This window comes from Pseudomonas sp. F1_0610, assembly GCF_047470865.1.
Lineage (GTDB): Bacteria > Pseudomonadota > Gammaproteobacteria > Pseudomonadales > Pseudomonadaceae > JAZDRH01.
In genome coordinates this window covers 79641-104091 of the sequence record NZ_JAZDRH010000008.1, presented here as the reverse complement: position 1 = coordinate 104091, position 24451 = coordinate 79641, and the positions used below count along the sequence as shown (strand labels likewise).

The 24451-nt window shown below is 42.6% G+C and carries 33 protein-coding genes; 15 read left to right on the top strand and 18 right to left on the bottom strand.

What is annotated here, in order from left to right; translation table 11 throughout:
• Positions 1–17: 17 nt before the first annotated feature.
• Positions 18–497: an RNA pyrophosphohydrolase gene (locus VQ643_RS06705; protein WP_414198647.1), complete on the bottom strand. Its 480-nt coding sequence runs from the start codon at positions 495–497 to the stop codon at positions 18–20.
• A gap of 146 nt (positions 498–643) precedes the next feature.
• On the opposite strand from VQ643_RS06705, the gene VQ643_RS06700 reads away from it, so the two are divergent.
• The 4 genes from VQ643_RS06700 (at position 644) to VQ643_RS06685 (ending at position 3066) form a co-directional block, all read left to right on the top strand.
• The gene (locus tag VQ643_RS06700) at positions 644–1297 is read left to right on the top strand and encodes an HAD family hydrolase (protein WP_414198646.1); all 654 of its coding nucleotides are present in this window, start codon (positions 644–646) and stop codon (positions 1295–1297) included.
• Between the two features lie 158 nt (positions 1298–1455).
• Entirely contained in the window at positions 1456–1662 is a 207-nt protein-coding gene (locus VQ643_RS06695; protein ID WP_414198644.1) for a (2Fe-2S)-binding protein, read from the top strand.
• A 92-nt stretch (positions 1663–1754) separates the two neighbouring features.
• A complete protein-coding gene (gene bfr / locus VQ643_RS06690; protein WP_414198642.1) occupies positions 1755–2237 on the top strand; it encodes a bacterioferritin in 483 nt (160 codons plus the stop codon).
• Between the two features lie 178 nt (positions 2238–2415).
• Positions 2416–3066: a hypothetical protein gene (locus VQ643_RS06685; protein WP_414198640.1), complete on the top strand. Its 651-nt coding sequence runs from the start codon at positions 2416–2418 to the stop codon at positions 3064–3066.
• Positions 3067–3079: 13 nt separating this feature from the next.
• Here the strand turns inward: VQ643_RS06685 and VQ643_RS06680 are convergent, their stop codons facing one another.
• Together VQ643_RS06680 and VQ643_RS06675 are read right to left on the bottom strand one after the other, a co-directional pair.
• Entirely contained in the window at positions 3080–4465 is a 1386-nt protein-coding gene (locus VQ643_RS06680; RefSeq protein ID WP_414198638.1) for a GTPase/DUF3482 domain-containing protein, read from the bottom strand.
• A complete protein-coding gene (locus VQ643_RS06675; protein WP_414198636.1) occupies positions 4449–5828 on the bottom strand; it encodes a DUF2868 domain-containing protein in 1380 nt (459 codons plus the stop codon). The genes VQ643_RS06680 and VQ643_RS06675 overlap by 17 nt, the downstream gene beginning before the upstream one ends.
• A gap of 58 nt (positions 5829–5886) precedes the next feature.
• Between VQ643_RS06675 and VQ643_RS06670 the strand changes: the two genes are divergently transcribed.
• Positions 5887–6399 carry a dihydrofolate reductase gene (locus VQ643_RS06670; protein WP_414198634.1) on the top strand — a complete coding sequence of 171 codons (513 nt, stop codon included), beginning with the start codon at positions 5887–5889 and terminating at the stop codon, positions 6397–6399.
• A 5-nt stretch (positions 6400–6404) separates the two neighbouring features.
• On the opposite strand, the gene VQ643_RS06665 is transcribed toward VQ643_RS06670, so the two are convergent.
• The 12 genes from VQ643_RS06665 to znuA form a co-directional block, all read right to left on the bottom strand.
• On the bottom strand, positions 6405–6563 hold the full coding sequence (locus tag VQ643_RS06665) for a hypothetical protein (protein WP_414198632.1): 159 nt from the start codon (positions 6561–6563) through the stop codon (positions 6405–6407).
• A gap of 77 nt (positions 6564–6640) precedes the next feature.
• The gene (locus tag VQ643_RS06660; RefSeq protein ID WP_414198630.1) at positions 6641–7201 is read right to left on the bottom strand and encodes an SDR family NAD(P)-dependent oxidoreductase; all 561 of its coding nucleotides are present in this window, start codon (positions 7199–7201) and stop codon (positions 6641–6643) included.
• Between the two features lie 211 nt (positions 7202–7412).
• Positions 7413–7979: a hypothetical protein gene (locus VQ643_RS06655; RefSeq protein WP_414198628.1), complete on the bottom strand. Its 567-nt coding sequence runs from the start codon at positions 7977–7979 to the stop codon at positions 7413–7415.
• The gene (locus tag VQ643_RS06650) at positions 7966–8526 is read right to left on the bottom strand and encodes an RNA 2'-phosphotransferase (protein WP_414198627.1); all 561 of its coding nucleotides are present in this window, start codon (positions 8524–8526) and stop codon (positions 7966–7968) included. The genes VQ643_RS06655 and VQ643_RS06650 overlap by 14 nt, the downstream gene beginning before the upstream one ends.
• Positions 8519–9073 carry a hypothetical protein gene (locus VQ643_RS06645; protein WP_414198625.1) on the bottom strand — a complete coding sequence of 185 codons (555 nt, stop codon included), beginning with the start codon at positions 9071–9073 and terminating at the stop codon, positions 8519–8521. Before VQ643_RS06645 ends, VQ643_RS06650 begins: the two co-directional genes overlap by 8 nt.
• Positions 9074–9099: 26 nt before the next feature.
• A complete protein-coding gene (locus VQ643_RS06640; RefSeq protein WP_414198623.1) occupies positions 9100–9393 on the bottom strand; it encodes a hypothetical protein in 294 nt (97 codons plus the stop codon).
• The gene (locus VQ643_RS06635) at positions 9378–9770 is read right to left on the bottom strand and encodes a GFA family protein (RefSeq protein WP_414198622.1); all 393 of its coding nucleotides are present in this window, start codon (positions 9768–9770) and stop codon (positions 9378–9380) included. The genes VQ643_RS06640 and VQ643_RS06635 overlap by 16 nt, the downstream gene beginning before the upstream one ends.
• 9 nt (positions 9771–9779) lie before the next feature.
• The gene (locus tag VQ643_RS06630) at positions 9780–10685 is read right to left on the bottom strand and encodes an AEC family transporter (protein WP_414198620.1); all 906 of its coding nucleotides are present in this window, start codon (positions 10683–10685) and stop codon (positions 9780–9782) included.
• A 27-nt stretch (positions 10686–10712) separates the two neighbouring features.
• Positions 10713–11096, bottom strand: a complete 384-nt coding sequence (gene gcvH, locus VQ643_RS06625; RefSeq protein WP_414198618.1) for a glycine cleavage system protein GcvH — start codon at positions 11094–11096, stop codon at positions 10713–10715.
• A 46-nt stretch (positions 11097–11142) separates the two neighbouring features.
• The gene (gene gcvT / locus VQ643_RS06620; protein ID WP_414198617.1) at positions 11143–12216 is read right to left on the bottom strand and encodes a glycine cleavage system aminomethyltransferase GcvT; all 1074 of its coding nucleotides are present in this window, start codon (positions 12214–12216) and stop codon (positions 11143–11145) included.
• Between the two features lie 100 nt (positions 12217–12316).
• On the bottom strand, positions 12317–13924 hold the full coding sequence (locus VQ643_RS06615; protein ID WP_414198616.1) for an ABC transporter permease: 1608 nt from the start codon (positions 13922–13924) through the stop codon (positions 12317–12319).
• A 75-nt stretch (positions 13925–13999) separates the two neighbouring features.
• On the bottom strand, positions 14000–14935 hold the full coding sequence (gene znuA, locus VQ643_RS06610; protein ID WP_414198615.1) for a zinc ABC transporter substrate-binding protein ZnuA: 936 nt from the start codon (positions 14933–14935) through the stop codon (positions 14000–14002).
• A gap of 24 nt (positions 14936–14959) precedes the next feature.
• Here znuA and VQ643_RS06605 point away from each other — a divergent pair, with 24 nt between their 5' ends.
• The 8 genes from VQ643_RS06605 (at position 14960) to VQ643_RS06570 (ending at position 21023) form a co-directional block, all read left to right on the top strand.
• Positions 14960–15445: a Fur family transcriptional regulator gene (locus VQ643_RS06605; protein ID WP_414198614.1), complete on the top strand. Its 486-nt coding sequence runs from the start codon at positions 14960–14962 to the stop codon at positions 15443–15445.
• Positions 15442–16221, top strand: coding sequence for a zinc ABC transporter ATP-binding protein ZnuC (znuC, locus tag VQ643_RS06600; RefSeq protein WP_414198613.1), 780 nt, complete (start codon positions 15442–15444; stop codon positions 16219–16221). Before VQ643_RS06605 ends, znuC begins: the two co-directional genes overlap by 4 nt.
• Positions 16214–16999 carry a zinc ABC transporter permease subunit ZnuB gene (gene znuB / locus VQ643_RS06595; RefSeq protein WP_414198675.1) on the top strand — a complete coding sequence of 262 codons (786 nt, stop codon included), beginning with the start codon at positions 16214–16216 and terminating at the stop codon, positions 16997–16999. Before znuC ends, znuB begins: the two co-directional genes overlap by 8 nt.
• A 70-nt stretch (positions 17000–17069) precedes the next feature.
• Positions 17070–17843, top strand: coding sequence for a hypothetical protein (locus VQ643_RS06590; RefSeq protein WP_414198611.1), 774 nt, complete (start codon positions 17070–17072; stop codon positions 17841–17843).
• Positions 17844–17938: 95 nt separating this feature from the next.
• Positions 17939–18949, top strand: coding sequence for a methionine ABC transporter ATP-binding protein (locus VQ643_RS06585; protein WP_414198609.1), 1011 nt, complete (start codon positions 17939–17941; stop codon positions 18947–18949).
• On the top strand, positions 18946–19626 hold the full coding sequence (locus VQ643_RS06580; RefSeq protein WP_414198607.1) for a methionine ABC transporter permease: 681 nt from the start codon (positions 18946–18948) through the stop codon (positions 19624–19626). The genes VQ643_RS06585 and VQ643_RS06580 overlap by 4 nt, the downstream gene beginning before the upstream one ends.
• Before the next feature lie 37 nt (positions 19627–19663).
• Positions 19664–20437: a MetQ/NlpA family ABC transporter substrate-binding protein gene (locus VQ643_RS06575; protein ID WP_414198606.1), complete on the top strand. Its 774-nt coding sequence runs from the start codon at positions 19664–19666 to the stop codon at positions 20435–20437.
• 121 nt (positions 20438–20558) lie between these two features.
• Positions 20559–21023 (top strand): hypothetical protein, encoded by a 465-nt coding sequence (locus VQ643_RS06570; protein ID WP_414198604.1) that lies wholly within the window; start codon positions 20559–20561, stop codon positions 21021–21023.
• Positions 21024–21052: 29 nt separating this feature from the next.
• On the opposite strand, the gene VQ643_RS06565 is transcribed toward VQ643_RS06570, so the two are convergent.
• Positions 21053–21622, bottom strand: a complete 570-nt coding sequence (locus tag VQ643_RS06565; RefSeq protein WP_414198603.1) for a DUF6436 domain-containing protein — start codon at positions 21620–21622, stop codon at positions 21053–21055.
• Positions 21623–21675: 53 nt separating this feature from the next.
• Here VQ643_RS06565 and VQ643_RS06560 point away from each other — a divergent pair, with 53 nt between their 5' ends.
• Both VQ643_RS06560 and VQ643_RS06555 read left to right on the top strand, forming a co-directional pair.
• Positions 21676–22617: an alpha/beta hydrolase gene (locus VQ643_RS06560; protein WP_414198601.1), complete on the top strand. Its 942-nt coding sequence runs from the start codon at positions 21676–21678 to the stop codon at positions 22615–22617.
• A 4-nt stretch (positions 22618–22621) separates the two neighbouring features.
• A complete protein-coding gene (locus VQ643_RS06555) occupies positions 22622–23215 on the top strand; it encodes a hypothetical protein (RefSeq protein ID WP_414198599.1) in 594 nt (197 codons plus the stop codon).
• A 60-nt stretch (positions 23216–23275) separates the two neighbouring features.
• On the opposite strand, the gene VQ643_RS06550 is transcribed toward VQ643_RS06555, so the two are convergent.
• Together VQ643_RS06550 and VQ643_RS06545 are read right to left on the bottom strand one after the other, a co-directional pair.
• Positions 23276–23674, bottom strand: a complete 399-nt coding sequence (locus VQ643_RS06550) for a hypothetical protein (RefSeq protein ID WP_414198598.1) — start codon at positions 23672–23674, stop codon at positions 23276–23278.
• Positions 23675–23698: 24 nt separating this feature from the next.
• The gene (locus VQ643_RS06545) at positions 23699–24427 is read right to left on the bottom strand and encodes a hypothetical protein (RefSeq protein WP_414198596.1); all 729 of its coding nucleotides are present in this window, start codon (positions 24425–24427) and stop codon (positions 23699–23701) included.
• Positions 24428–24451: the final 24 nt, after the last annotated feature.

Here is a 24451-nt window from a genome sequence, read left to right as displayed (position 1 = left end):
TATCTAACAAGATGCTTTTAGCTGCGTACCCAAAGGCGTGGAGCTAACTCCTTTAGAGCTCTGCGATAAACTTCGCGTTTAAATGAAACAACTTGGCCTAAAGGATACCAGTAACTTACCCAACGCCAACCATCAAATTCAGGTTTTGTGCTCAAATCCATGCGCACATGGTTATCTGCTGCTTTTAATCGCAACAAAAACCATTTTTGTTTTTGCCCAATACACACGGGATGGCTATGTGTACGTACTAATCGTGTAGGTAAACGATAGCGAAGCCAGCCTCTGGTACAAGCGAGAATTTCAACGTCCTCAGGTTTTAGACCTACTTCTTCATGTAATTCACGAAAAAGAGCATCTTCTGCGCTTTCATTTGAATTAATCCCTCCTTGAGGGAATTGCCAAGCATTTTGGTTAATGCGACGAGCCCATAAAACTTGACCTAAGTCATTAGCGAGAATTATGCCGACGTTGGGACGATAACCTTCCACATCAATCATGCCAGCATACCTATACAATATTATGCCTGCATTGTTCCATAAAGCAGGACATCGCTTCAATGCGCTATGACAGTTAACATAGGAAAGTGCGGCAAAAGTCGCTATGCTGGGCTGTCGAATTTTTGTTTGTCACAAAGGTATTTAACGTGCGTTTGGCTATTTTTGACTTGGATAATACGCTGTTAGCAGGCGATAGCGATCACCTCTGGGGCGACTATTTATGCCAAAGAGGTATATTAGACAGTACTTCTTATCAAGCCCGCAACGATGCTTTTTACGACGATTACTTGGCTGGTCGCCTAGATGTAGTGGCGTATCAAAATTTTAGCCAAGAAATTTTAGGTCGTACCGACATGGAACAGTTGAATCAATGGCATGCGGACTTTATGCGAGACTGTATTGAGCCAATCATTTTAAAGAAAGGTGAAGCCTTATTAGATAAGCACCGCAATGATGGCGATACATTAATGATTATTACTGCAACCAATCGCTTTATTACGGAGCCTATTGCCAAGCGTTTAGGTGTAGATTACTTAATTGCGACTGAATGCGGCATGAAAGATGGGCGTTATACAGGGCAGGTGTCAGGTATTCCTAGCTACCAAGATGGCAAGGTCACACGCTTGAACAACTGGCTCAGTAACCATAATGCCAGCTTAGTAGGCAGCCATTTTTATAGTGATTCACATAATGACTTGCCACTACTAGAGCAAGTGACTTATCCGGTGGCTGTTGACCCTGATGACACGCTAAGAGCTATTGCTCAAGAGCGGGGCTGGACAGTATTGTCACTACGTTAATAAGTGTTACTAAAAGCCGCTTAAGTTTTAAACTAAGTGGCTTTTTTATGTCAAAATTTTACAAATTTGTAAAATTTACAAATTACGTATTGCTATTTTTTATGAGAATCATTTACATTACCTATTCTTGAAAATAATTCTTATTTTGAGGTTAGGGCATGTATGTGTGTCTATGCAAAGGCGTAACAGATCGTAAGATTTGTCAGGTCGTTAGCGATGGAGCGCGTAGTTGGCGAGAAGTTCGCCAACAAACAGGTTGTGCCACTCAATGTGGAAAATGTGCTTGCCAAGCGAAAGCTATTACTCGCCAAGCCATTAAAGATACAATAGTGGCCGATACAGCTAACTTGGCCTACGCTGTCTAGTATCTCTCACTTTTTATGTGAAAATTTTTCTTTTCCTATTTTCTTCAGTTAGGTCTGTTATCATGTGCAAAAAACATGATAGAGGACCTAACATGCAAGGCGATCGCGACGTCATAGCACAACTCAATAAAGTGCTAGGCAACCAACTTATAGCAATTAATCAATACTTTTTACATTCACGTATGTATCAGGATTGGGGGCTAAATGTCCTTGCGAAGTGGGACTATAAAGAATCAATCCGTGAAATGAAAAATGCCGATGATCTTATTGCGCGTATTTTATTTCTTGAAGGCCTACCGAATTTACAAGATCTTGGAAAATTACGTATAGGTGAAGACACAAATGAAATTTTAAAGTGTGATTTAGCGTTAGCACATCAAGTTCGTGATCAGCTGGTAAGCACCATTGCACTTTGCGAAACTAAACAAGATTACGTTAGCCGTGACTTACTTGAGGAAATTCTTGAGGACCAAGAAGAGCATATTGATCAGATTGAGACAGAGTTAAATCTAGTTAAAGATGTAGGCTTGCAAAACTACCTACAAACTAAGATGGGCGAAGAGGCTGCACATTAATTGAAGGCGCAGTAGCGCCTTTAATTCAAGTATATATTGAAATATATAATATTTAATTTTTTGAAATATTTGCAATAGATTTCTCGAAAATTTGCTCTGATAAAATAATAAAAGAGGCTTATAATAGCTAAGCATAGTCTTGAGTTTTTAAATTATTTAGAAAAATATAAAATATTTTATGTATAAAGAATATATAAATAGCGATCTTATAACTCAGCTAAAGTCGAAAGGCTATACGGACAGTAAAGTTGTAGCTGCTTTAAATACTGAGTTAAATATAGAAGCTGCAAAATATTTAGAAAAACAATTAGCAACTGGGCAGGGTAGTGCTCATTTGTTAATTGTAAATGTCTTTGGGCAGGTGAAAAATAGAGTGGGCCGCATTGTTGCTAGCCCAGAATTAAACAAGCTTGAAAATAGTGAAGCACAGCGACTCATGGCATTAAGTAGAGATGAGCTCAATAGGCTCTATCGGACTAGTTTGGCTAAAGAGCAATCTGTCATCGCAGAGAAGGTCAGCCGTTTAGAGCGTAAAATTAATCGCAGAATCGCTAAATATCAAAGCGAGCTTAATTACTTTTTAAATAGGAAGGATAATTTTTTATCCACTTTATTTAAAAGTAAAAGTAAAATTAAAAGTGACGAAGATATTAAAGCTAATCTTTTAAATAAAATAAATAAATATAATTTAAAAATGAAATTTGTTTTGGAAATCAAAAGCACCTTATTAGATAATAACAGTGCTATAGATAAGTATGCTGTTACTAAATTAATACGGAAAAAGCCAATCCTCTATCGCGTCTGGAACGAAAAACTTCATAAATCATAATGAACATTTTTGTTTACGTGGGTTTTTGCAGTAAAGCTTGTTGTAAACTTTGAATGCTCATTAAACGCTCTGTGTCCTGTGGATTGAATGCAGGATTTAAGCAGGACCACTCAGGGAAAGCACGGGCATTTTCAACAGCTGTAGGTAGTTTGCCTTCACGCCATTGATGGTCATTAGGAATCACCACCTCTAATTTATTCAGTGCAGCATGCCCGCGCTGTTCTAAGGCTTGTAATAGCCACTGCTGCCGTAAAGCTAATAAGCGTAAAATATTATCTTCAACGCTTAATTCTCGGTGTCCTTGCAGTTTAAGTTTTAGGCGATTACCGTATTTTCGAATGGTTTGGGTTGTGCCGCCGATTAGAGCGCCAAGAACGGTTGCCGCGCCTAATGATGCTCCCCCTGTTAAAAGGTCAATACCCGCCCCGGCCGCAGCACCGGCGGCCATACCACTGCCTAGCTTAATTCCCATGTGCTTAAGACTGGCAGGGTTAAATAGGTCATCCCCCCAGCGGCCATTTTGTAAGGGTAGATCTGTGGCTGTGACATCATCACGCCGAAAAGCATACAGACGTAGTAAAGCCTCCACACAGCGTTGTTCACGCTTGCGTACGGATTCATGCATGTCTTGAATAGTTTGTTTGCTATTATTGTCGTTTGTGCTGCGACGACAGGCGGCCACGTCAATAAGAAGCTCGGCTACAAGTTGATATCCTGTTTCACGGCGTTGTTTTACTTGTTGTTGATGGTCAGTTATTAGGCGTTCTAACTCTGGGCGGTAGTTTTCAAGCAAGATACCTAAGTTATCATATAGACGCTTTTCCCCATCAATAGGTGGGGCAACAGTATCAAAGCGCACATGGGCGTGTAGACCAACACGGGCTAGCACCTCTCGCCATTCATGCTCACGCTGCTCGGGCGCATGAATAAAGTTTAAAACGGGCAGTAAAGGTTTTCCACACATGGCGAGTATGGCAAGTTCGTCACGGTATTTGCTTAAAACAGGTTCGCGTGCGTCAATAACATAAAGCCCAGCATCACTGGCGAGTAGCTGTTGAAGCACTTTACCTTCTTGCTCAAAGCGTTGTTTTGACTCGCTGGTCTTTAAAAAAATGCTGATTTGAGTAGGGCCATCTGGCCTATCTGTGTTGGGTTTTAAGCGTTCTAAATAATCGTATAACGCAATGGGATCTTCTAGGCCAGGGGTATCATAAAGCTCAAGCACTATCTGCCCTTGTACAAACAAGCGAGCACCTTCAACATGACGGGTTGTACTGGCGGTTTGGGCTATTTGTCCAAAATCAACATCACGGGTTAAGGTGCGCATTAATGAGGTCTTACCTACATTGGTATGACCAACAACGGCAAGCTTTAATGGTGAATTAGACGTCATAACCATGTTCCAGCCAAGATAAAAGAGAGTGTGTGCTGTTTTGTATACCTAGTTTATCAAGTGATTTTTGCCAGTCATCAAGACGGTCTGCATCTAACTGATATCCTGAGGGTGCTTCTAGCAACCAAACGCGTGTCTGTGCAGCATAATGTGAGAGTTCTGCTATCAGGTTGAGTGTACTGCGGTCTACTGATCGTAAAGGATCACATATAATTAGCAAACGTTGCACTGGAGTCAGGCTTAATTGATCTAGTAATAGTTGACGTTGTTCACGTGTATCAAGAGCGCCAGCGTTATGTGCCGCTGCGCTTTCCACGGACCATTGACGAACAGGATCAATCTCGATTGAGGCTATTAAATTAGTATAGTTATTCTGGTTTCCCACACCTGAAACGCTGCGAATAATTTTTTTTGGTGCTTGATCTATTACGCCCATGCGCTCGCTTGATGGCATTAGGCGTTGTGCTAATTCTAGCCAAGTAGGCAAATTCGGATTGATCTGTATGTGCTGAGTAGTGTGTAGCCAGCGCCACTGGCAAATTAACCAGAGCAGCATGCGGGGAAGTAGGCCATAAATAACCAGTGCTCCAACTAACCAACTGGCCCAAGCATGGCGTGCGGTTTCTTCAATTTGTATACTTTGTCCACTGTGTGCAATGAGTTCAGCAGAGGGGACAGCAAAGCCGAGCAGGCTGGGTAAATATCCTAATGTATTCACAAGCCAAACAAAGCTATCGCTTGCAATAATGGTTGACTCCCAGACAAAGCCATAGCGTTTAGTGCTTAGTAGAAGCAGAACTGTTATTAGGCTACTCAGTAATGCTAAACACCACCAGCCATGAATAATGCGACCAATGCCCCAGCGCAAAGCATAATGACGTTGTAATAAAAGTAATAGTGCAGGAGCAAGTTGGAGAGATTTGGCATCACGTGCGAGCTTGCCACTAAGCCAGAGCCATAACTGGGCAAGAGAATCAGTACTGTTGTTTGATAAAGTAAAATTCATGCTCCACAAGATAAGGCTAAGAAAGTTCAGACCTAACAAGCAACCTATAGTCCAAAATATATTAACCTGAGTGTTATCAAATAGTGCGGCCTTGGCTAAGCCAATACCTGTAAGAAGCGCTAACAATATCATTAACCATGATGCTAACCTTGCACCTTGTAACCACTGTTGCAGGGCTTGTGTCAGCCCGTCACGTTGAGCCAGCAAGAGTGCTCTTAACGCTATGCGCTGCTGCAGCGTAGACGCTTGGGCTATGGCTTGTCGACAGGCTTGGCTATCTTCTAAGATACCAGTCTGTTCCTCTCGTAGGCGAACTGCCTCACAGAGCCACTGAGTTTCAAGCTGGGTGAGTGGTTTAGTCACGTTACCTCGTACTTTTCCAGTATGATGCGGCTTAGGTTTAAATATTCAGGTTGTAATTATGAGTCATAAATTGCCGTTAGCGCTAATTGTAGCCACTACTGAAAACAATGTGATAGGGCTAAATAACAAAATGCCATGGCATTTGCCAGAAGATCTAAAATACTTTAAACGTCGCACACTAGGCAAACCTGTGATTATGGGACGTAAAACCTGGGAGTCGCTAGGGCGACCTTTGCCTAGTCGTTTAAATATTGTGGTTAGCCGTCAGGTTGATCTTACTTTGGAAGGTGCTGAAGTTTTTGCTGATTTAAAGCAAGCATGCCAGAGAGCCCAAATGTGGGCGCAACAACAAGCTGTTGATGAGGTTATGATCATCGGTGGCGCTCAATTATATCAACAAGCATTACCTATAGTGGATAGAGTCTATCGCACGCGTATTCATATGACGTGTGAGGGTGATGCTTTTTTTCCTGAGTTAGATGAGCAGCAATGGCATCAGCTAGAAGCAGAAAGTTATCCCGCAAGGGAAAGTTTACCAGCCTATACATTTGAGGTTTGGCAGCGAGTTTAATCTGTTTAACGGACCTTGCTACGTTGGATAAGGCGGTAAAGTAAGCTAGGGCTTAGGCGCGATACAAGTACGCCTAAGCGTTCTTTAAGACCGCCAATAACAATATATTCCTTATCATTTTTCAACGCATGAATAGCTTTCTGGGCGAAACTTTCACAACTCATGGCATTTGCTTGTGCGTCATCCATTGAGCCAAGCGGGGTGCCATCGCCAGTCAGTGCTGCAACAGATACATTTGATTTTACAAAGCCTGGAAAGATACCGCCACTTTTATACCTTTGGTTGCATACTCTGCACGTAAGCTGTTTGCCCACATATGAATAGCGGCTTTGGCAGCAGAATAGCTAGCTCTGTATTGTGTTCCAAGTAAACCGGCTACGCTGGAGACAAAGACAACTTTGCCGCTACCTTGACGCTCCATGAAAGGCAGTACGCAGCGGGTTAAGTTAACAGGTGCGAAATAGCCTATTTCCATGAGTTGTCGATCGGTTTTTTCAGTGGTTTCAAAAATTAACGCACGCTGGCTAACCCCTGCATTGTTAATTAGGTAGTCAATACGCCCATATTCTTGAATTACTTTAGAGGTTGCTTTAACTAGGGCAGCGCTATCTGTGATATCCAGCGGCAATACCATATGACGATTTGGGTTTTTTAATTGTTGGCGAACATTTTCAAGCTCTGCTTCACGACGTGCACTTAAAATGACAACAACGTTCTGCTCTGCAAACTGTTTAGCTAGAGCCAAGCCAATTCCACTAGATGCGCCTGTTATCCAAATAATTAAGCAGTCTGCATGCGGCATAAATCTATCCTGAATTATTCTAATGTGATTCCTTAAGCTTTTAGCGACTGCATAACAACTAAAAAAGCGTGCGGATGATATCAGGTGATAAAAATTAAGTTGTTAATAGGTTCACGGACACGAGATTAAGAAAATATTTTTTGTATTAATAGAGGCGAGATTTAAATTTGTCGATTGGATGGTATTTTATATATGCATTAATTAACAAAAATTAGGTATTTAGTTCTACTAGTTGAGACCAAAACGGAATAGTTTTAGTGAGGTTGTTGTCTTTTTCTAGGGTTAAATAAAATTCATTAATTAAATAATTATATAGATTTGTTCCATAATAAATAATATCTGTACCCATCATAGAGAAAACTGGATTACCTGCACTGCTCGGTGTGCAAGGCATAAAACGATGTGAGTAAATAGGAATGAGCTTAGGGTAGCTTGCGTAGTGTGTCGTCACAATATGTGCTTGCTCAGCGAAAAGGCTTGGCTTTTCTCCCCACATATTTAACCAAAAGCTGTTTTTTCTTACGTCAAATAATAGACTTTCTAAAGGCATGCTTAAGCGATCTAAGACTATTTTGGGAGATTTAAGTGCTGCTCGCCAATTCACAAAGCTTGGGGAAACGGGAAGTGCCGCTTGTAAGAAGGCTTTTAAGTCGTCGGGGAAGCAAAGATCAAAAGTGGCTTCAATTGCTATTATTTCAGCGTCTGATAGACCTTTAATAAAAACCACACCTTGGGCGTCTAAAGCGCTAATGAGTAGGTTTAATTTATCTGGCGTCATAATAGGAAATATAGTCTACGGGCACTTGCTCGGTTAGCCAAACGCCATTAGTGGAAAGATAAAAACGATAACCATGCTCGTACATTGTTTGCGCATCAATACATAGAATGACGGCTTTGCCATAGCGTTTACCTACACTGACGGCTGTGGATAAGTCAGTGGATAAGTGAGCATGGTGGCGTTTTTGCTTGGTTAAGCCTTGCTGGAAAATGCTTTCAATAAAGCGTGTTGCAGTGCCATGCAATAAAATGGCTGGTGGCTTTTGTTCTGCGTAACCAAGGTCGATGGGAATAGAGTGGCCTTGGTTGGCACGAATTTTTTGCTTATCCTCGCTTATAATGAAACGTTGTTTATTGTTGCTCTGAACAATAGACGCTAATTCGTTAAAGCTGAGGTTAAAACCTCGTTTTTTAAGTAGTGGGAGTAGCTGGCTAATCTTAGCCCAGCCTTGGCTATCAAGTTCTAAACCAATAGATTCGGGGGCATGACGTAAGATTAAACTTAAAAAACGGCTGAGTTTAAGCGCATTATAGGGCTGGCTACTCATAAATACGGCCCATTTCTAACCACAACCCAAGAAAACCCCATGAGATATTAAAAGACGTTTCTTCATCCTCTAGATTGTCACTTAAACCCGCAAAGCCACAGCTTAAGTTATCAACAGGTGTGAAGTTGTACCATGTGTGTCCACTGTCAGAGCTAATACCAAAAAAGCGGTATTCATTGTCGAGTTGTTTGCCACGCATACTATGCAGTTCTTTAACTTGAAACTGAATAACCTGCTTGGTGTAATCGAGGCTAGAATCAAGCTGTGGTTTAGACACATGGTTTTTAACGTCTGGATGGGTGAATTTAAGCCAGACCATCTCATCATCATCTACAGGAACTTTGACCTTGTCCCATTGGTTTGCGTAGGGCGTAAAAGGCGCAGTGAAAGCGTGCTCTAATAGTTGCAATAAAATCTCATGAGAGCAGGGCGCTGATGGGCTATTGGGGAGTAGTTGGTAGAGCGCGAGTAGGTATTCTTCTAAAGAACGTTCTGTAGCTTGTTTAAATACGTTATATAGTGCTTTTTCAAATTTATTATTTTCCATAGGCACAGTATATAGTGCTTTTGAGTTCAGTCAATTATCTCAAGCACAGCCACTAAGCGAGCACCTTCATATAATTTAAAGGACTTTAAGTAAGCTGGGTCTGGTGCATTTTCAAATAAAAACCAAGCGCTAACCAAGCTGGTGCGGTTATGCCTTTGTTCTGTAAGGCAAGCGATACTCCAACTGTTGCTTGAATCTTTACCTTCTAAGGCTTCTGTAGTGCAGTAATAGGTTGTGCTAAGAGGCGGTATGACTTGCCTACCGCCTTGCTCGGCTGTTAACCAATGCACTAACGCAGAGAACTTTATACCGTTGGCCATGCAGGGTGACGTGGTAAGTCAGGGCTATCTAACGTCCAAGGGCAGTCATCATTTAGCCAAATATGCTCAGTTGGGCGTAGTTTTGGATCTTCTTTGAGTGTAACAACACGTAGCGCTATGTGAGGTAAGTTAGCGCGATCCGCTAGCAGTGGCGTGCCACAGCGTGAGCAAAAACAACGATGCTTGCCAGGACTAGATTCATAACGTGTTACTAAAGATTCGCCAGTTAGCCAACGGAAATGCTCACGTTTTACGCCACCAGCAGCAATATAAGGCGCACCTTGAGCAAGCTGGCAGGTTCGGCAGTGACAAAATTTGATGCTAATAATTTCATCGACTTCATAGCTGACCGCGCCACATAAACAGCTACCTTGCATGTGAACTCCTTAATTTAAAAGGTTGATAATAATAGGCAACGTTATTGCTGCAAAAATGGTTTGCAAGGTAATAATGCCTGCCATTAATTGGCTATCACCGCCTAACTGACGGGCTAATACATAGGCGGTAGGTGCAGTAGGTAGGGCAAAAAATATCACCAGTAGAACCAATTCAAGTTGCTCTAGACCTAACAGGCGAGCAATGATGTAAGCACATAAAGGCATCAAGCATAGCCGTAATAGGCTATTAATAATAATAGGTTTGGCTTCATCTTTAATGGTTTGTGTTTGTAATGCTGCCCCAATGCAGAGCAGACCTAAAGGTAGACTTGCGGCGGCCATTAGCTTTAAGAATTCGTCTGTACCAAAAGGAAGGCCTATGCCTGTTAAGTTGATTAGTACACCCACTATGCAGGATTGAATTAATGGGTTTTTCAAAATGGGCATCAAAAGCTGGCGCCAGTGGATACCATTTTGTGCCGATAATGCCCAGACTGCAGTGATATTTCCAGCGGGTACTAAGACTGCCATAATTAAGGCAGCAATAGCCATGCCTTCGGTGCCATAAAATGTATTTACAGCTGCCAAACCTAGATAGGTATTAAAGCGAATAATGCCCTGAGCTTTAACCCCAAAACGGCTGGCAGGCCATTTCAGTAAGCGTTTGGCAATTTGTAAAATAATCCATGCAATAGTAACCACTAAAATAACAGCTAAGGCTAAGCGTGGTAGTTGAGGGTTATCTAATGGTGCTTTGGCAAGGCTGCCAACTAATAAGGCTGGGAACAGAATAAAATAATTAAGTCGTTCTGCTCCAGCCCAAAACTCACTGCTATAGATTTTTCGTTGTTGTAAGTAATAGCCCAAGCCAATTAAGGCAAATAGAGGCCATAATGCCAGTAATACAGTTTGCATAATAGCCTCATTTCAAATGGTTAAAGCTTAACCGGCTACATGAGTTTGATAATCTGCAGCAGTGAGTAAGGCTTCTAGCTCACTGGCATTGCTAGGTTTGAGCTTATAAAACCAACTATCATAAGGATGAGTGTTAATACTATCCGGTGCATCGGCTAGTCCAAGATTAACGGCAATCACTTCACCTGTTACAGGGGCGTAAATTTCTGAAGCAGCTTTAACGGATTCAACAACGCCGGCTTGCTGTTTAGCTTGAAGGGTCTTGCCAAGCTCAGGTAGCTCAATATAAACCACATCGCCTAAGGCTTCTTGGGCGTGATCTGTAATACCAACTGTGATAGTGCCGTCATTTTCTAGACGAGCCCATTCATGAGTGGACGCATAGCGCAAATGTTCAGGGGTAAGGCTCATACTTTAGGCTCCTCAACGCAAGTAGGCGATATTATCTTTATTAATATTAAACGAGAATTTTCCCATGGCGAACAAAGGGCGGCTGTACAATGCGCACAGGATGCCATTTGCCACGAATCTCTACTTCAGCACGATCTTGTGCAGCAGCAGGCACTAAGGCTAGCGCAATCGCTTTGCTTAGCGTAGGGGAAAAACTACCACTGGTAATGACCCCTTCACCAAAGCCTTCAATGTGCACAGGCTGTCCTTGGCGTAATACACCACGCTCTTCTAACACCAAGCCTACTAGAACACGTTCACATTGATCACGCTTAGTAATTTTATTGCGACCAATAAATGAACGTGTGCTTGGTTCTAAATCAATACGGTCGTTTAAGCCAAGGCAGGCAGGCTGAATAGCTGCATTAATATCTACACCATAGAGCGGATAACCTGCTTCAATGCGCAAGGTATCTCGTGCGCCAATACCTATGGGCGAAATTCCGCTACCCATCAGTTCATTAAATAAGTTAACGGCTTGCTCACTAGGTAAAAAAATCTCAAAACCTTCTTCGCCAGTATAGCCCATGCGTGCAATAAACCAGTCGCCATCGGCCGCGCCTTGGTGTGGCTGTAGTTGCTCTAACAAAGCTTTGCGGCTGGAGTTTAAAACGGTTTTAAGGTGGCTGTATGTATTAGGTCCTTGAATAGCTAAAATAGCTAAGTCGTCCTGTGCTTCAATGCTTATAGTAAAATCATCAGCGTGCTTGGTGAGCCACTGGCGTACGGAAAGCTTGGTGGCTGCATTGGTAAGTAAACGATAGCCATTATCCAGTTGCATGACCGCAACTTCATCAATAATGCCCGCGTTTTCATCGAGTAACAGGCTAAAGCACATTTGCTTTGTCGCGAGTTTAGCGACATCAGAGCAGAGGAGCTTTTGCAGAAAGGATGTTGCTTGGCTGCCAGAAATATCCGTAATGGTGAGATGAGAAATATCGAATACGCCACAATCGTTACGCACTTGATTGTGCTCTTCGATTTGTGAACCGTAATGTAAAGGCAATTCCCATTCGTTGAAATCAACCATTTTAGCGCCAAGCGCCACATGTAGATCATACATTGGAGTACGCAATCCCATGGGGTCTCCTAGTTAGCGTTATTTAAAACGCTGAGCCATTGAGTAATCTGCCTATTGTAACGAGCTTAAGCGTTGCTCGCATTAGCAATAGCTTGCAACTTTAGTGACCAACAGACTTTGCTGAGCGGCGGATCAATAAAATAACAGGTAATAGCCCAACTAATACTAAGGTTAAAGCAGGAAGTGAAGCGCGAGCCCATTCTCCTTCACTGGTCATTTCAAAAATACGCACGGCTAATGTATCCCAACCAAAAGGGCGCATAATTAAAGTGGCAGGCATTTCTTTTAAAACATCCACGAACACTAGCAAGGATGCAGAAAGCACACCTGGAAGTAACAAAGGAAAATAAATGCGACGGAATAAAGAAAAGCCAGCTACACCTAAGCTGCGGGAAGCCTCAGGAATAGAAGGTTTAATGCGAGCCAGTGAAGCATCTAAAGGATTAAAAGCTACGGCAATAAAGCGAATTAAATAGGCAATTAATAAGGCGCCTAGGCTTCCCATTAGAAAGGCTTGACCTTTCCAGCCTAAGGTATCAATTAAGAAGTTATCAAAATAAGTAAAGGCTAACATAATGGCCACAGCTAATACTGAACCAGGGATAGCATAGCCAAGGTTAGAAAAGCCAATTAATGCTTTAACCCAAGAACGACCGGCAAAGCGTTTGGTAAAAGCCAGCAATAATGCAACTGTGACTGTAATGGCAGCGGCGCTGGCACCAAGAATAAGTGTGTGAGAAATTAAGGACCAGTAGCGCTCATCTAAATCCTGATAGCCACGCTGAAAGAACCAAGCTATCAGTTGAATCACAGGCAGAATAAAGGCACATAAAAAGACTAGAAAACACCAAGTAAAGGCCAGCCCTGCTTTTAATCCTTTAAGTGGATAAAGCGCCTTCCCGCGAGGGCGTTCATTGCTAGGGCGAATGGCACCATGGGCTTTGCGTTCAGCAAATATGAGTAAAGCTACAAATAGCAACAATAGGCTCGCTAGCTGTGTTGCGCTAGATAGGCTATAAAATCCGTACCAAGTTTTGTAAACCGCCGTGGTAAAGGTATCAAAGTTAAAAACTGAGACGGCGCCAAAATCGGCTAAGGTTTCCATTAGTGCTAATGCTAATCCGGCTCCAATTGCAGGTCGAGCAACAGGCAGGGCAACACGCCAAAAGGCTTGTAAAGGTGATAAGCCTAATACGCGTGCCGCTTCCATTAAGCCTTTACCTTGGGACAGAAAAGCAGACCGCGCTAAGAGATATACATAAGGGTAGAAAACCAGTACAAAGACAATAATAATGCCGCCAGTAGAGCGTACTCGTGGCATGCGCATTTTGATTTCTAACACTTCACGCATGAAGGTTTGAATGGGCCCAGAGAAATCAAGCAGGCCGACAAAGACAAAGGCTAAGACATAGGCGGGAATAGCAAAAGGGAGCATTAACGCCCAATCTAGCCATTTACGTCCAGGAAACTCACATAAACTCGTGAGCCAAGCTAGGCTGACACCTAGCAAAATCACACCAATACCAACGCCAAAGACTAAGGTTAAGGTGTTGCCTACTAGGCGGGTTAACTGGGTATCCCATAAATGCTGCCAGATTTCACGGTCAATGCTGTGCCAACTTAACAACAATACTGCAATAGGTAGTACAAGCAGCAGGGCTGTAATAATAGGTATTGGATACCAGCGACGTTGAGCAGGATGGGCCACACAAACCTCGTATTTGATCAGTCATCAATTAGCTAGCGCCCAATTATACGTTGGGCGCTTAAAAGATGTTGATAATTATTCCTGATTCAAACACTGACTTATATTTTTAGCGAGATTTTCTAATAGTTGAGGGTAGGCAGATGGGCTGGAGATCAGGTGCGTACCTAATGGATCTAACTCCACTAAGGTAACAGGTAAATCGGCGGATAAAGTAGAAGCTAAACGTGGCTGCAAAGGTGGCTCAGTAAATACACAGCTTGCCCCAGCTGCGGCTAGTTGCTGGCGCATTTTTTGAACATGACGTGCACCTGGCTGAATTTCTGCAGAAATAGCAAATACACCAGCATGCTTTAAGCCATAAGCCTGCTCAAAATAATTAAAGGCTTCATGAAACACAAAAAAAGGTTTTTGTTTAGTGTTGCCCAGTTGCTGCTTGATATGTGTATTTGTCAGCGCCAGTGCTTGCTTAAACTGCGTTAAATTGGCTTGATAGAGTGTTGCATTATTTGGATCAAGTTTGGCAAGGTCATTTGCCATTTTTTCTGCAATAATGAGTGCATTCTGCGTTGAAAGCCATAAGTGGGTATCAATAGAACCGGGAGCATGATCATGATCGTGCTCATCATGTGCGTCATGCTCAGTCGAAAAATGTAACAGCTGTATTGTAGGAAGTTTTTGGATAGCTACAGTAGGCAATTTACGACGAGCTAAAGGTTTAGCTAAAAAGGTTTCTAGATCATTGCCAATCCAGTACACAAGGTCGGCTTGCTCAATACGTGTAATATCAGAAGGGCGCAATGCATAATGATGCGGGGAAGCGCCAGGCGGAAGTAAAACTTCTGTTGTTGCCTGCCCCTGAGTAATAGCTTCTGCTATAAACTGCAGCGGCTTGATGCTGGTAAGTACGGTAACCTGCGCTTGAGAGGTGCTGCTGAGCAGTAATAATGCGCAAAAAAAGAATGATCGCAACACAAGATTATACTCCTGAATAGAAAGGTTATATAATAACATCTCTTTTAAGAGGATGCTGCATCCATGCAAAAAAAAATACCAGTTTGTGAGCCACACAATCATCATCAATGCATTGATAATGCTTTAACTAATGCAGAGACGTTGTGCTCAGAAAAAGGGCTGCGTTTAACCGCTTTGCGCAAGCGTGTATTAGAGCTTGTATGGCAAAGCCATAAGCCACTGGGCGCTTATGATATTTTGGGCGTATTAAGTACAGAAGACGGCCGTCGTGCGGCTCCTCCTACAGTCTATCGAGCGTTAGATTTTTTATTAGAAAACGGTTTAATTCATCGCATTGCTTCATTAAATGCCTATGTGGGTTGTAATCATCCTGGGGTTGCCCATGAAGGTCATTTTTTAATCTGCCGCGAATGCCATATTGCCCAAGAACTACCCCATAGCAGTATTGATCAAGCTATTTTGGCTGCGGCTAAACAAGCCGGTTTTACTGTAGAGCAGCAAACAGTTGAAGTTTTAGGGCTTTGTTATGCTTGTGAGGCCAACGCATGAGTGACACGCTCATTCGCTTACAGGGCGTCAACCTAAAACTGGCAGACCAACAAGTGTTAGATCAGGTTGATCTGAGCATACACAATAATGAAATCGTCACCTTGGTAGGCCCTAACGGTTCAGGTAAAACAACCCTAGTACGCACCTTATTAGGTTTGCTTAAACCAGATTCTGGCGAAGTATGGCGAGCAGCTAAGCTGCGTATTGGCTATATGCCACAAAAGCTGGCCGTACATGAGACTATGCCGCTGACTGTATTTCGCTTTTTGCGCATGGTGCCTAACGTAACGCGAGAATCTGCATTAGCTGCGCTGACAGAGGTGGGGGCTGTTAAGGTTATTGACAGCCCTATTCAGCGTATTTCAGGTGGTGAATTACAACGCGTATTGCTGGCACGCGCTTTACTGCGTCAACCACAATTATTAGTGCTGGATGAACCTGTGCAAGGTGTAGATGTTAATGGGCAATTAGAGCTTTATGAGTTGATTGCACAGGTACGTAAACGCTATCAATGTGGTGTACTTATGGTCTCTCATGACCTGCATTTGGTAATGAAAGCTACAGACCGTGTGGTGTGTTTAAATCATCATGTTTGCTGTTCAGGACACCCTGAGGCGGTGAGTGAAGACCCTGCTTTTATTGAGCTATTTGGGCGTACAGCGGCCAATAATCTAGCAGTTTATCATCATCAGCATGACCATCAACACGACCTGCATGGTTGCGTATTATCTCCAGCACAACATCAACATGGACCACATTGTAAACATCATGCCTGACTTTCTGTTATATGCCCTCATTGCGGGCTTATCACTTGCTGTTGTCGCTGGGCCTTTGGGTTCTTTTGTGGTGTGGCGGCGTATGGCGTATTTTGGCGATACCTTGTCACACTCCGCACTTTTTGGCGTAGCTTTAGGCTTGCTATTGAATATTAATCTCACCTTAGCCGTCATCGTTGGCTGCCTTTTATTGGCGTTAGTACTGGTCGCTTTACAAGCACGTCAGCCTATAGCTTCCGATACTTTGCTTGGGATTCTTGCCCATAGCACGCTCTCTTTGGGGTTAGTAACGCTCAGCTTTATGAAAGAAGTGCGGGTTGATCTTATGGGTTACCTTTTTGGTGATTTACTTGCCATTAGTCCAGATGACTTACTTTGGATTCTGCTAGGTTGCGTCATTGTTATGTGCTGTATTTTGTTATTATGGAAGCCTTTGCTTTCTATTACTGTGCATGAGGAATTGGCCAAAGTAGAGGGCTTACCCGTTGCAGGTTTGCGTTTAGCGCTTATGCTATTGATTGCTATGGTGATTGCTGTGGCTATGAAAATCGTAGGTGTGTTGTTAATTACAGCATTGTTAATTATTCCAGCAGCTGGTGCCCAGCGTCATGCGCGTAGCCCTGAGCAGATGGCGGTAGGTGCTAGCTTAGTAGGTACCCTGGCTGTTTGTGGTGGTCTGAGCCTATCATGGTGGTTTGATACACCTGCTGGGCCTTCAATTGTGCTTTGTGCAGCCATCTTTTTTCTCTGTAGTTTTGTGATACCCAAACGAGCCTAAACAAACTGTGGTTTTGTCTAAGGTCGACACAGTGTAGACTTTCGCCAGTTTTTGATTGGAACATGACTGAATGAAAACCTTATCTTTGCGTGCTGTACTTTTAAGTTTGATTTGTGCACTGCTTACAGCTTGCCAAACAACTTCGCAGCCATCTGCAGTAAAAATTGATGAATTTGCTATAGAACAGCAAGTTTTTAACCAGTATTTACAAGCAGGTGATTTAGCCTTTGCGACTGAGCAGCTGCTCGCTATTGAAGAAAATACCGATAATGCTGAAAACCTTGCTCAGATGCGCAAGCAGTTGGCGGATGCTTGGCTAGTACGTGGTCAGCAAGCTATTAATGACAAGAATCTAGAGCAAGCCAGTCATGCGTTAACGCAAGCAAAACAGCTATTACCTAATGCTCCCGCATTAACGGTAGATTTGTCTAAAGCATTGGGTGCTGCTCAGGCAAAATCACGTGCTCTACAAAACCGTCGCGCAGCAGCTAGCGCGCAGGCAGTCAAACCTAAAGCCAAAGAAGAGCCTGTTGAGCCGGTAGTTATCACTAAGCCATCAGAAAAATTAGTACCTAGTTTAAAGGTGGCAAAAATTGTTTCACTAGAAGTGCTGGATACGAGTAATGATAGCAAACTACTTAATGTGCTGGATAAAGTCGCTGCAGATGTGATTAAGCATCACTACACCATCGTTGTTGAAGTCCGTAATACACGTGATTTTCATTGGGTAGTAGCCTTACTGATGCCGCGCGTGAAGAAAAATGATCAGTTTTATCAACCAAAGATTGTTGAGGTGATAAAACCTGAACAGGTGCCACAAATTGTACTATCAGAAAAACTTTAGTTATTCTTTTTTGTTATGAATTTATTTTCAAATATTCTTTTTAATTCTAAATATTGTACGGCACACTAGCCTGCAACTGATACCCAAGGTTTATTGTGATTAGTTTTCACCAAGTATTTAAAAGCTACTTTGTTAAAGGGCGAGAAGTAGCAGCGCTAAAGCCTATCGACTTGCAGATTGCTAAAGGCGAAGTGTTTGGTCTTATTGGGCATTCAGGCGCAGGTAAAAGTACTTTATTACGTTTGATTAACCGCCTAGAAGAACCAAGTGGCGGTAAGATCATTATTGATGGCGAGGAAGTAACAGCCTTTACTAAGACAGAGTTGCGTCATTTTCGCCAGCAAGTGGGAATGATTTTTCAGCACTTTAATTTACTTTCTTCAAAAACAGTGGCAGATAACATTGCTTTACCTTTGCGTTTAGCAGGCAGTTTGCCAGAAGCTAAGATTAAGGCACGCGTTACTGAGTTATTAGCTAGAGTTGGTTTAAGCGAGCATGCGCAGAAGTATCCAGCGCAGTTGTCTGGCGGACAAAAACAGCGAGTGGGTATAGCGCGAGCGCTATCAACCAACCCCAAAATTTTATTGTGTGATGAAGCTACAAGCGCGCTTGATCCACAAACAACAGCTCAGGTATTAGATTTACTGGCTGAAATTAACCGCGAGTTAGGCTTAACCATTGTATTAATTACACATGAAATGGACGTTATTCGCCGTGTGTGTGATCGCGTTGCGGTGATGGACGCTGGTGTTATTGTCGAGCGAGGCGATGTAACAGAAGTATTCTTACATCCACAGCATCAGACAACTCAGCGTTTCGTGCATGAAGCCGAAGGGGATGGCAGTCCAGAGCAACAGCAAGATTTTAGTAAGGTGCAGGGGCGTATCGTGCGTCTAACCTTCTTAGGCGACTCAACCTATTCGCCAATATTAGGACAGGTTGCCCGCGATACCCATGTTGATTACAGCATTTTATCGGGGCGAATTGGACGTATTAAAGATACGCCTTGTGGGCAGTTAATGGTGGCACTCACAGGTGATAAAGCAGAACAAGCAGAGCAGCAACTGCGTGCGGCTGGTGTAGATGTAGAGGTGGTACGCACATGATTGAATTAATAACAGAGCTATTTGCCAGTACTGACTGGAGCGAAATCGCTACAGAAAGCTTAAATACCCTGTATATGCTAGCGGGCTCTTTGCTGCTAACTACCTTATTAGGCGTGCCATTAGGTATATTTTTGTTTTTAACTGGACCTGATCAACTGTGGTCAAATAAGCCTGTGTATATGTTGGTGGGCTTTATCGTGAATCTGCTGAGGTCGATTCCCTTTATTATTTTGGTAGTGATCTTGGCGAGTGTGCAAGCCATTATCTTCCCAACCAGTTTGCCAGGTGTGGCAGATATTGTTGTGATGCTGACTGTAGGCGCTGTTCCTTTTTTAGCGCGTTTAGTGGAAACAGCGTTACGTGAAGTGGATCGCGGTATTATTGAAGCAACCCAGTCCATGGGCGCTCGTGTTGGGCAAATCGTGTGGAGTGCATTATTGCCAGAAGCACGTCCTAGTTTAATTGCAGCAATAACAGTTACAGGTATTACCTTGGTTGGCTATACCGCCATGGCAGGTATTATTGGTGCTGGTGGTTTAGGCGACTTGGCTATTCGCTATGGTTACCAACGTAACCAAATGGACATCACTATTATTTGTGTTGTGTTGCTATTGGTGTTTGTGCAAGTGCAGCAAGTCATAGGTGATCGTCTAGTGATTCATTTTTCACGGAAATAACATAAGCCGAAAACGGCAAACTTTTAGGAGCATGGCAATGAAAAAACTATTAGTCGCACTCACTGCATTTGCCGCTATATCGGCTAACGCAGGTACTTTAACCGTCGGCGCTACACCTGTGCCACATGCTGAAATTTTAGCCTTTGTTAAACCTGCATTAGAAAAAGAAGGCGTAGAATTAAAAATCAAAGAGTTTACTGATTATGTTCAGCCAAACTTACAGCTAGCACGTAAAGGCATTGATGCTAACTTTTTCCAACACCAACCTTATTTGGATGAGTTTGCCACTTCACGTAAATTAGCTTTGGTTAGCGTAGCAGGTGTACATATTGAGCCTATTGGTATTTATGCCAACCAACTTAAGTCATTAGATGACTTAAAAGAAGGCGCAACTATCATTATCCCAAATGATGTGACTAATGGTGGTCGTGCTTTATTACTACTGGATAAAGCCGGTGTAATTAAGCTTAAAGCAGATGCAGGTATTGCCGCTAAAGTGAAAGATATTGTTGAGAATCCAAAAAAAGTAGTCATTCGCGAGTTTGAAGCCCCTATGATTCCACGTGCATTCAAACAAGCTGACTTAGCGTTAATTAATACCAACTATGCGTTAGATGCAGGGTTAAACCCAACAAAAGACGCACTCTTTATTGAAGGTGCAGACTCACCTTACGTGAATATTTTGGTAACCCGTGAAGACAATAAAGATTCAGAAGATGTGCAAAAACTGATCAAAGTACTGCATAGTGAAGAAGTGAAAAACTTCATCAATGAAAAATACCAAGGCGCGATTTTACCAGCGTTTAATTAATAGCTGAGCACGCCTAAATCAAAACACCCTCAATGAGCTTGGCTGGTTGAGGGCGTTTTTTATGGTACAGCTAGCGGCCTAATCAAGGGTTTGAACGCCGTTATAACTAAGTGAGGCTATTATGGAAAGGCTGCTTAGTCATTTAAAACAGCAAAAATATATAAAACGCCAAGCTGTTTTACAATTAGAAAAGTACACAGGTATTGCTAGGCAGCATATTTGGTATGAATATGTAAAAGGCAATATTGAACGCATTGGTAAACAAGATGGCAAAGTGGTTTATCTGTTTACTGGCCATGAATGCCTTGTTCAAACCGATGATGTAGATAATGCGTTGATTGAGTTTGGGCCTAAAGGTGAAACATTAGGTTTTGACGTTGACAATTTAACCTATGGTTCTGATAAATCGGATGAAGAGCTGGCAGCGTTAATACGTCAGTTAACAGCACAATCCTATATAAAACTCATAGACCCAGTGTTATATCCTTTCTTCAAAAGGCTTACTAGAGTGGTTAGATATCATTTTCTATCGTGGGAAGAAGAGGCTGATGTAAGGCTGGCAGATCGTTATATTTTGCTTGAATAATGGCTGATAAGGCTCAGTTTCAGGCTTAGTTATTTAGCTTGCCAATCACAAAAACAGCCTACGGCTAAAGTGCTATCTGCCGAAACGGGACGGTTTTCTATTAAGGCATTGAGCACAGGCTCGATAAAGCTATTGCTCGAATTACACACTGCACCTTCGCTATAAGGACCAAAATAGGCGAGCTTGCCTTGTTTATCCCAAATTGCCACGGCAGGCGATGCAGGTAGCTTTTCCATACCCACCAAACCTGATAAGTGGTTAAGCTTTTCTAACTGTTTAGGTAATGTGCCGTTGGTATTTGGCTTTTGTACGTGGTAAAAATCTACCTGATCAGAAAAATGTTCCAGTAACTCTATCAGGTGTTGTTGGTTGCCAACGTTGCAAGGGCAGCTAGGATCCCAAAAGTGTACAAAACGAATTTTACCTTCACCTGCAATAGCGTTAGGTAACTGTAGTTCACTGCCACTAAATACTGCTGTAGTTTCATTAAACGCACGAATAAAACGCGATTGATACCACCATAATGCAAACAACATAATGGCGACCCAGACGATAACAATGCTTGTGGTAATAATAACTTTGCGAGAAGGTAGTGACATAAATTGAGTTGGCTCCGCGTAGGGCTGAACAACTATAAAATAGAGTGATAATTATGCTAAGTGAACAGGATATCCAACAGCTTCATCAACAGCTACAGCCATTCTCAGAAGATATGCAAGAACCTGAGTTGGCGCAAAAGTGGCGTTCATTCTATCAGTTGGAATTAAACTCGCTACCTTGTTCGGTCACAAACCGCTTTGGTTGTATTTATGCGGCAGGTTTTCGTGTGGCTGTGCAAACCTATGAGCAAGCACAAGCCAAAGGAACAGTGTTTATTCTGCATGGCTATTTTGACCATATGGGGCTCTATGGCAATGCAATACGCTGGGCATTAGCTGAGAACTTTTCGGTTGTGTGTTTTGACTTGCCTGGACATGGACTAAGTTCAGGACAGCGTGCAGGTATTGATAGTTTCTCGCAGTATAGCGAAGTTTTTACAGCGTTAGTGCAGCATGAGTACATTCAAAAATTACCTCAGCCATGGCATGTTTTTGCACAAAGTACTGGCTGTTCAGTTATTACGGAGTATTTGTTAAGTCGCCCATTTGGTGACGAATTTGGCACTATTATGTTTTTAGCACCGTTAGTGCGTCCTTGTTCTTGGATGCGCTCACGCCTGGCTTTTCATATGCTTAAGTCGGTAATTACTAGTGTTAAACGAGTATTTAGTAACAATTCTCATGATGCGCAATTCTTGAGTTTCCTGCAACGTGACCCACTGCAGCCGTTGGAAATTCCAACCACTTGGGTGGGGGCGCTAAATCTATGGCTAGAAAAAGTAGAGGCTGCGCCTAAAGGTCATCGACCTATTGTTTTGGTGCAAGGCGGTGACGATGGCACTGTTGATTGGCAGCACAATGTGCCGTTGATAGCTCATTGGTTTGATTTGCAAGCACAGCTATTTTTGCCAACCGCTAAGCATCATTTAGTTAATGAAAGTGCTAACTATAGAGATGAAATCTTTGGTTTTTTAAGCCGCCAATTATCGAGGTAACCGAATGGATTTAGCTTATCTAATACGTTTTGCTGAAACTATGACGCGTAATGCTTTTGCCTACCGAAAAACACAAAGAGGAGAAAACATAGATGCCTACTGGCATGGGAAGGATAAGTTGATTTTAACGGTGCAACTTGGTGACCAGTGGTATGCGTTAAGTAAAGATAAAGCCGATAACCTCCTATTTGCCGTCGCCAAGCAAGAGCAAGTGATATCTAAAACGCCACTGACTAAGCATGAGTTTTTAGCCTATCCAAGCATAGATCATCTATTTCATTATGGTGATACAGCTATTAGTACTTGGTTAGAAAGTTGCCATTGGGACACAGATGAAGGCTACAACGATAACTTTCCTGACCCAGCTGCTGATAGGTATGTTCGTTGGTTTCAGCAGCAAGATCCTTTTTATAATAGCGATGACGTTTATTTTATCAGTCATGGGTGGAGTTTTATCTGGCCAGAAGACGATACTATTTTAGAGTGGGATCCTGAATTAGATTTCACCTTAATTACCCTCAAAGAGGCTGAGCCTTGGTATGAAGTTTGGTTTAATAAAACAGCCCAAGCATTTATCGCTTTTGAGCGCAACAGTTAACTTAGCCGGCTCAGCGTTTGCTCAGTTATATGCTTAAGCAAGCGCTGAGTATGATGCTAGTTAATCTGGCAGGTAGACAGTCACTACCTGGGTGCCTTTTCCATCAAAGCGAAAAATAACTTGGGAAATTCCTACTGAAAAGTCATCTGTAATAATGAGTTCATGTTTATTTTTCCAGACAAATATATCGCTCTGTTGGGTTAACTGGTAGGTATCGCTCAACAGCATAGTTTTTAACTCAGGCATATTCTCTAGCATAGCTTGCACATACAGCACATAGGCTTGCTTAATGGCGGTGTTAGGGTAATAACACTCATCTGCGAGCTCTATACCCTCTGGGCTGTATACAGTGTCTTTGCACTGCACTTGAGTTGCACTAGATGCAAGCTCGTCTAATGGAGCAGCTTGTGCAGAAAGACTCAAAACAAGCGCTAAACATAGGTAGAACAAAGGACGCATAATTGTTCCTTAGAACAAGTAAGATTAAAACTGCAGCATTTGCACGCAGGCATTGTAATAGGCTTGCCCTTCAGCTGATTCTGCAAAATCAGCAAAGGCTTTTAGTTCAGGATGACTAAGATCGCCATAGACAATAATCATTGCTTGGTTAATGTCATACGTACTGGGCTTAAATAAGCTGATGTTTTGCAGTGCACCTGAGGTAAGCGTTGAGAGGTCACCTAACCCTGGAATGTTTAAGTTAGCATTGTTGGTTTGCTGTTTAATGATTTGGCTTTGCAATTGGTTCAGTGCTGCTTGAATAGGCAGGCTGGCGCGCAAGCGATCTAGTTCACGTTGACGAGTAACATCAAGACTCCATGATGGCTGATGTCGGTATGTTTTAATTTTACTTAGCTGCGTCGCATTTACTTCAGCTTTGACGACCTGCATTCCCGCTTTTGAATTAAAAAAGTCGAGTGCTGCTTGTGGTGACACTAATTGCTGACGTAGGGTTTCAGTGGCTTTGCGCTGAAAAGCTTGAGGTTGCCAACTAATCGATGGGGTAAATCCTGTTTTTTGTGTAATTTCTTGTTGTAGTAATGGCAAAGCTTGCTCAAAATGTACTGCTTGTTGTTTCCAGCCTGCCAGCTCGTATAAATCGTCATAGCTATCAGCATGGGCCTGTGCAGAAATGCCCAGCCACAGCCAAGCAAATAGAGCCTGCAAAAACCACACTTTTTTGTAAGTCGCTATTTTTTTCAAGGTAATCATTAAAAACTCCTCACTGAAGGTTTT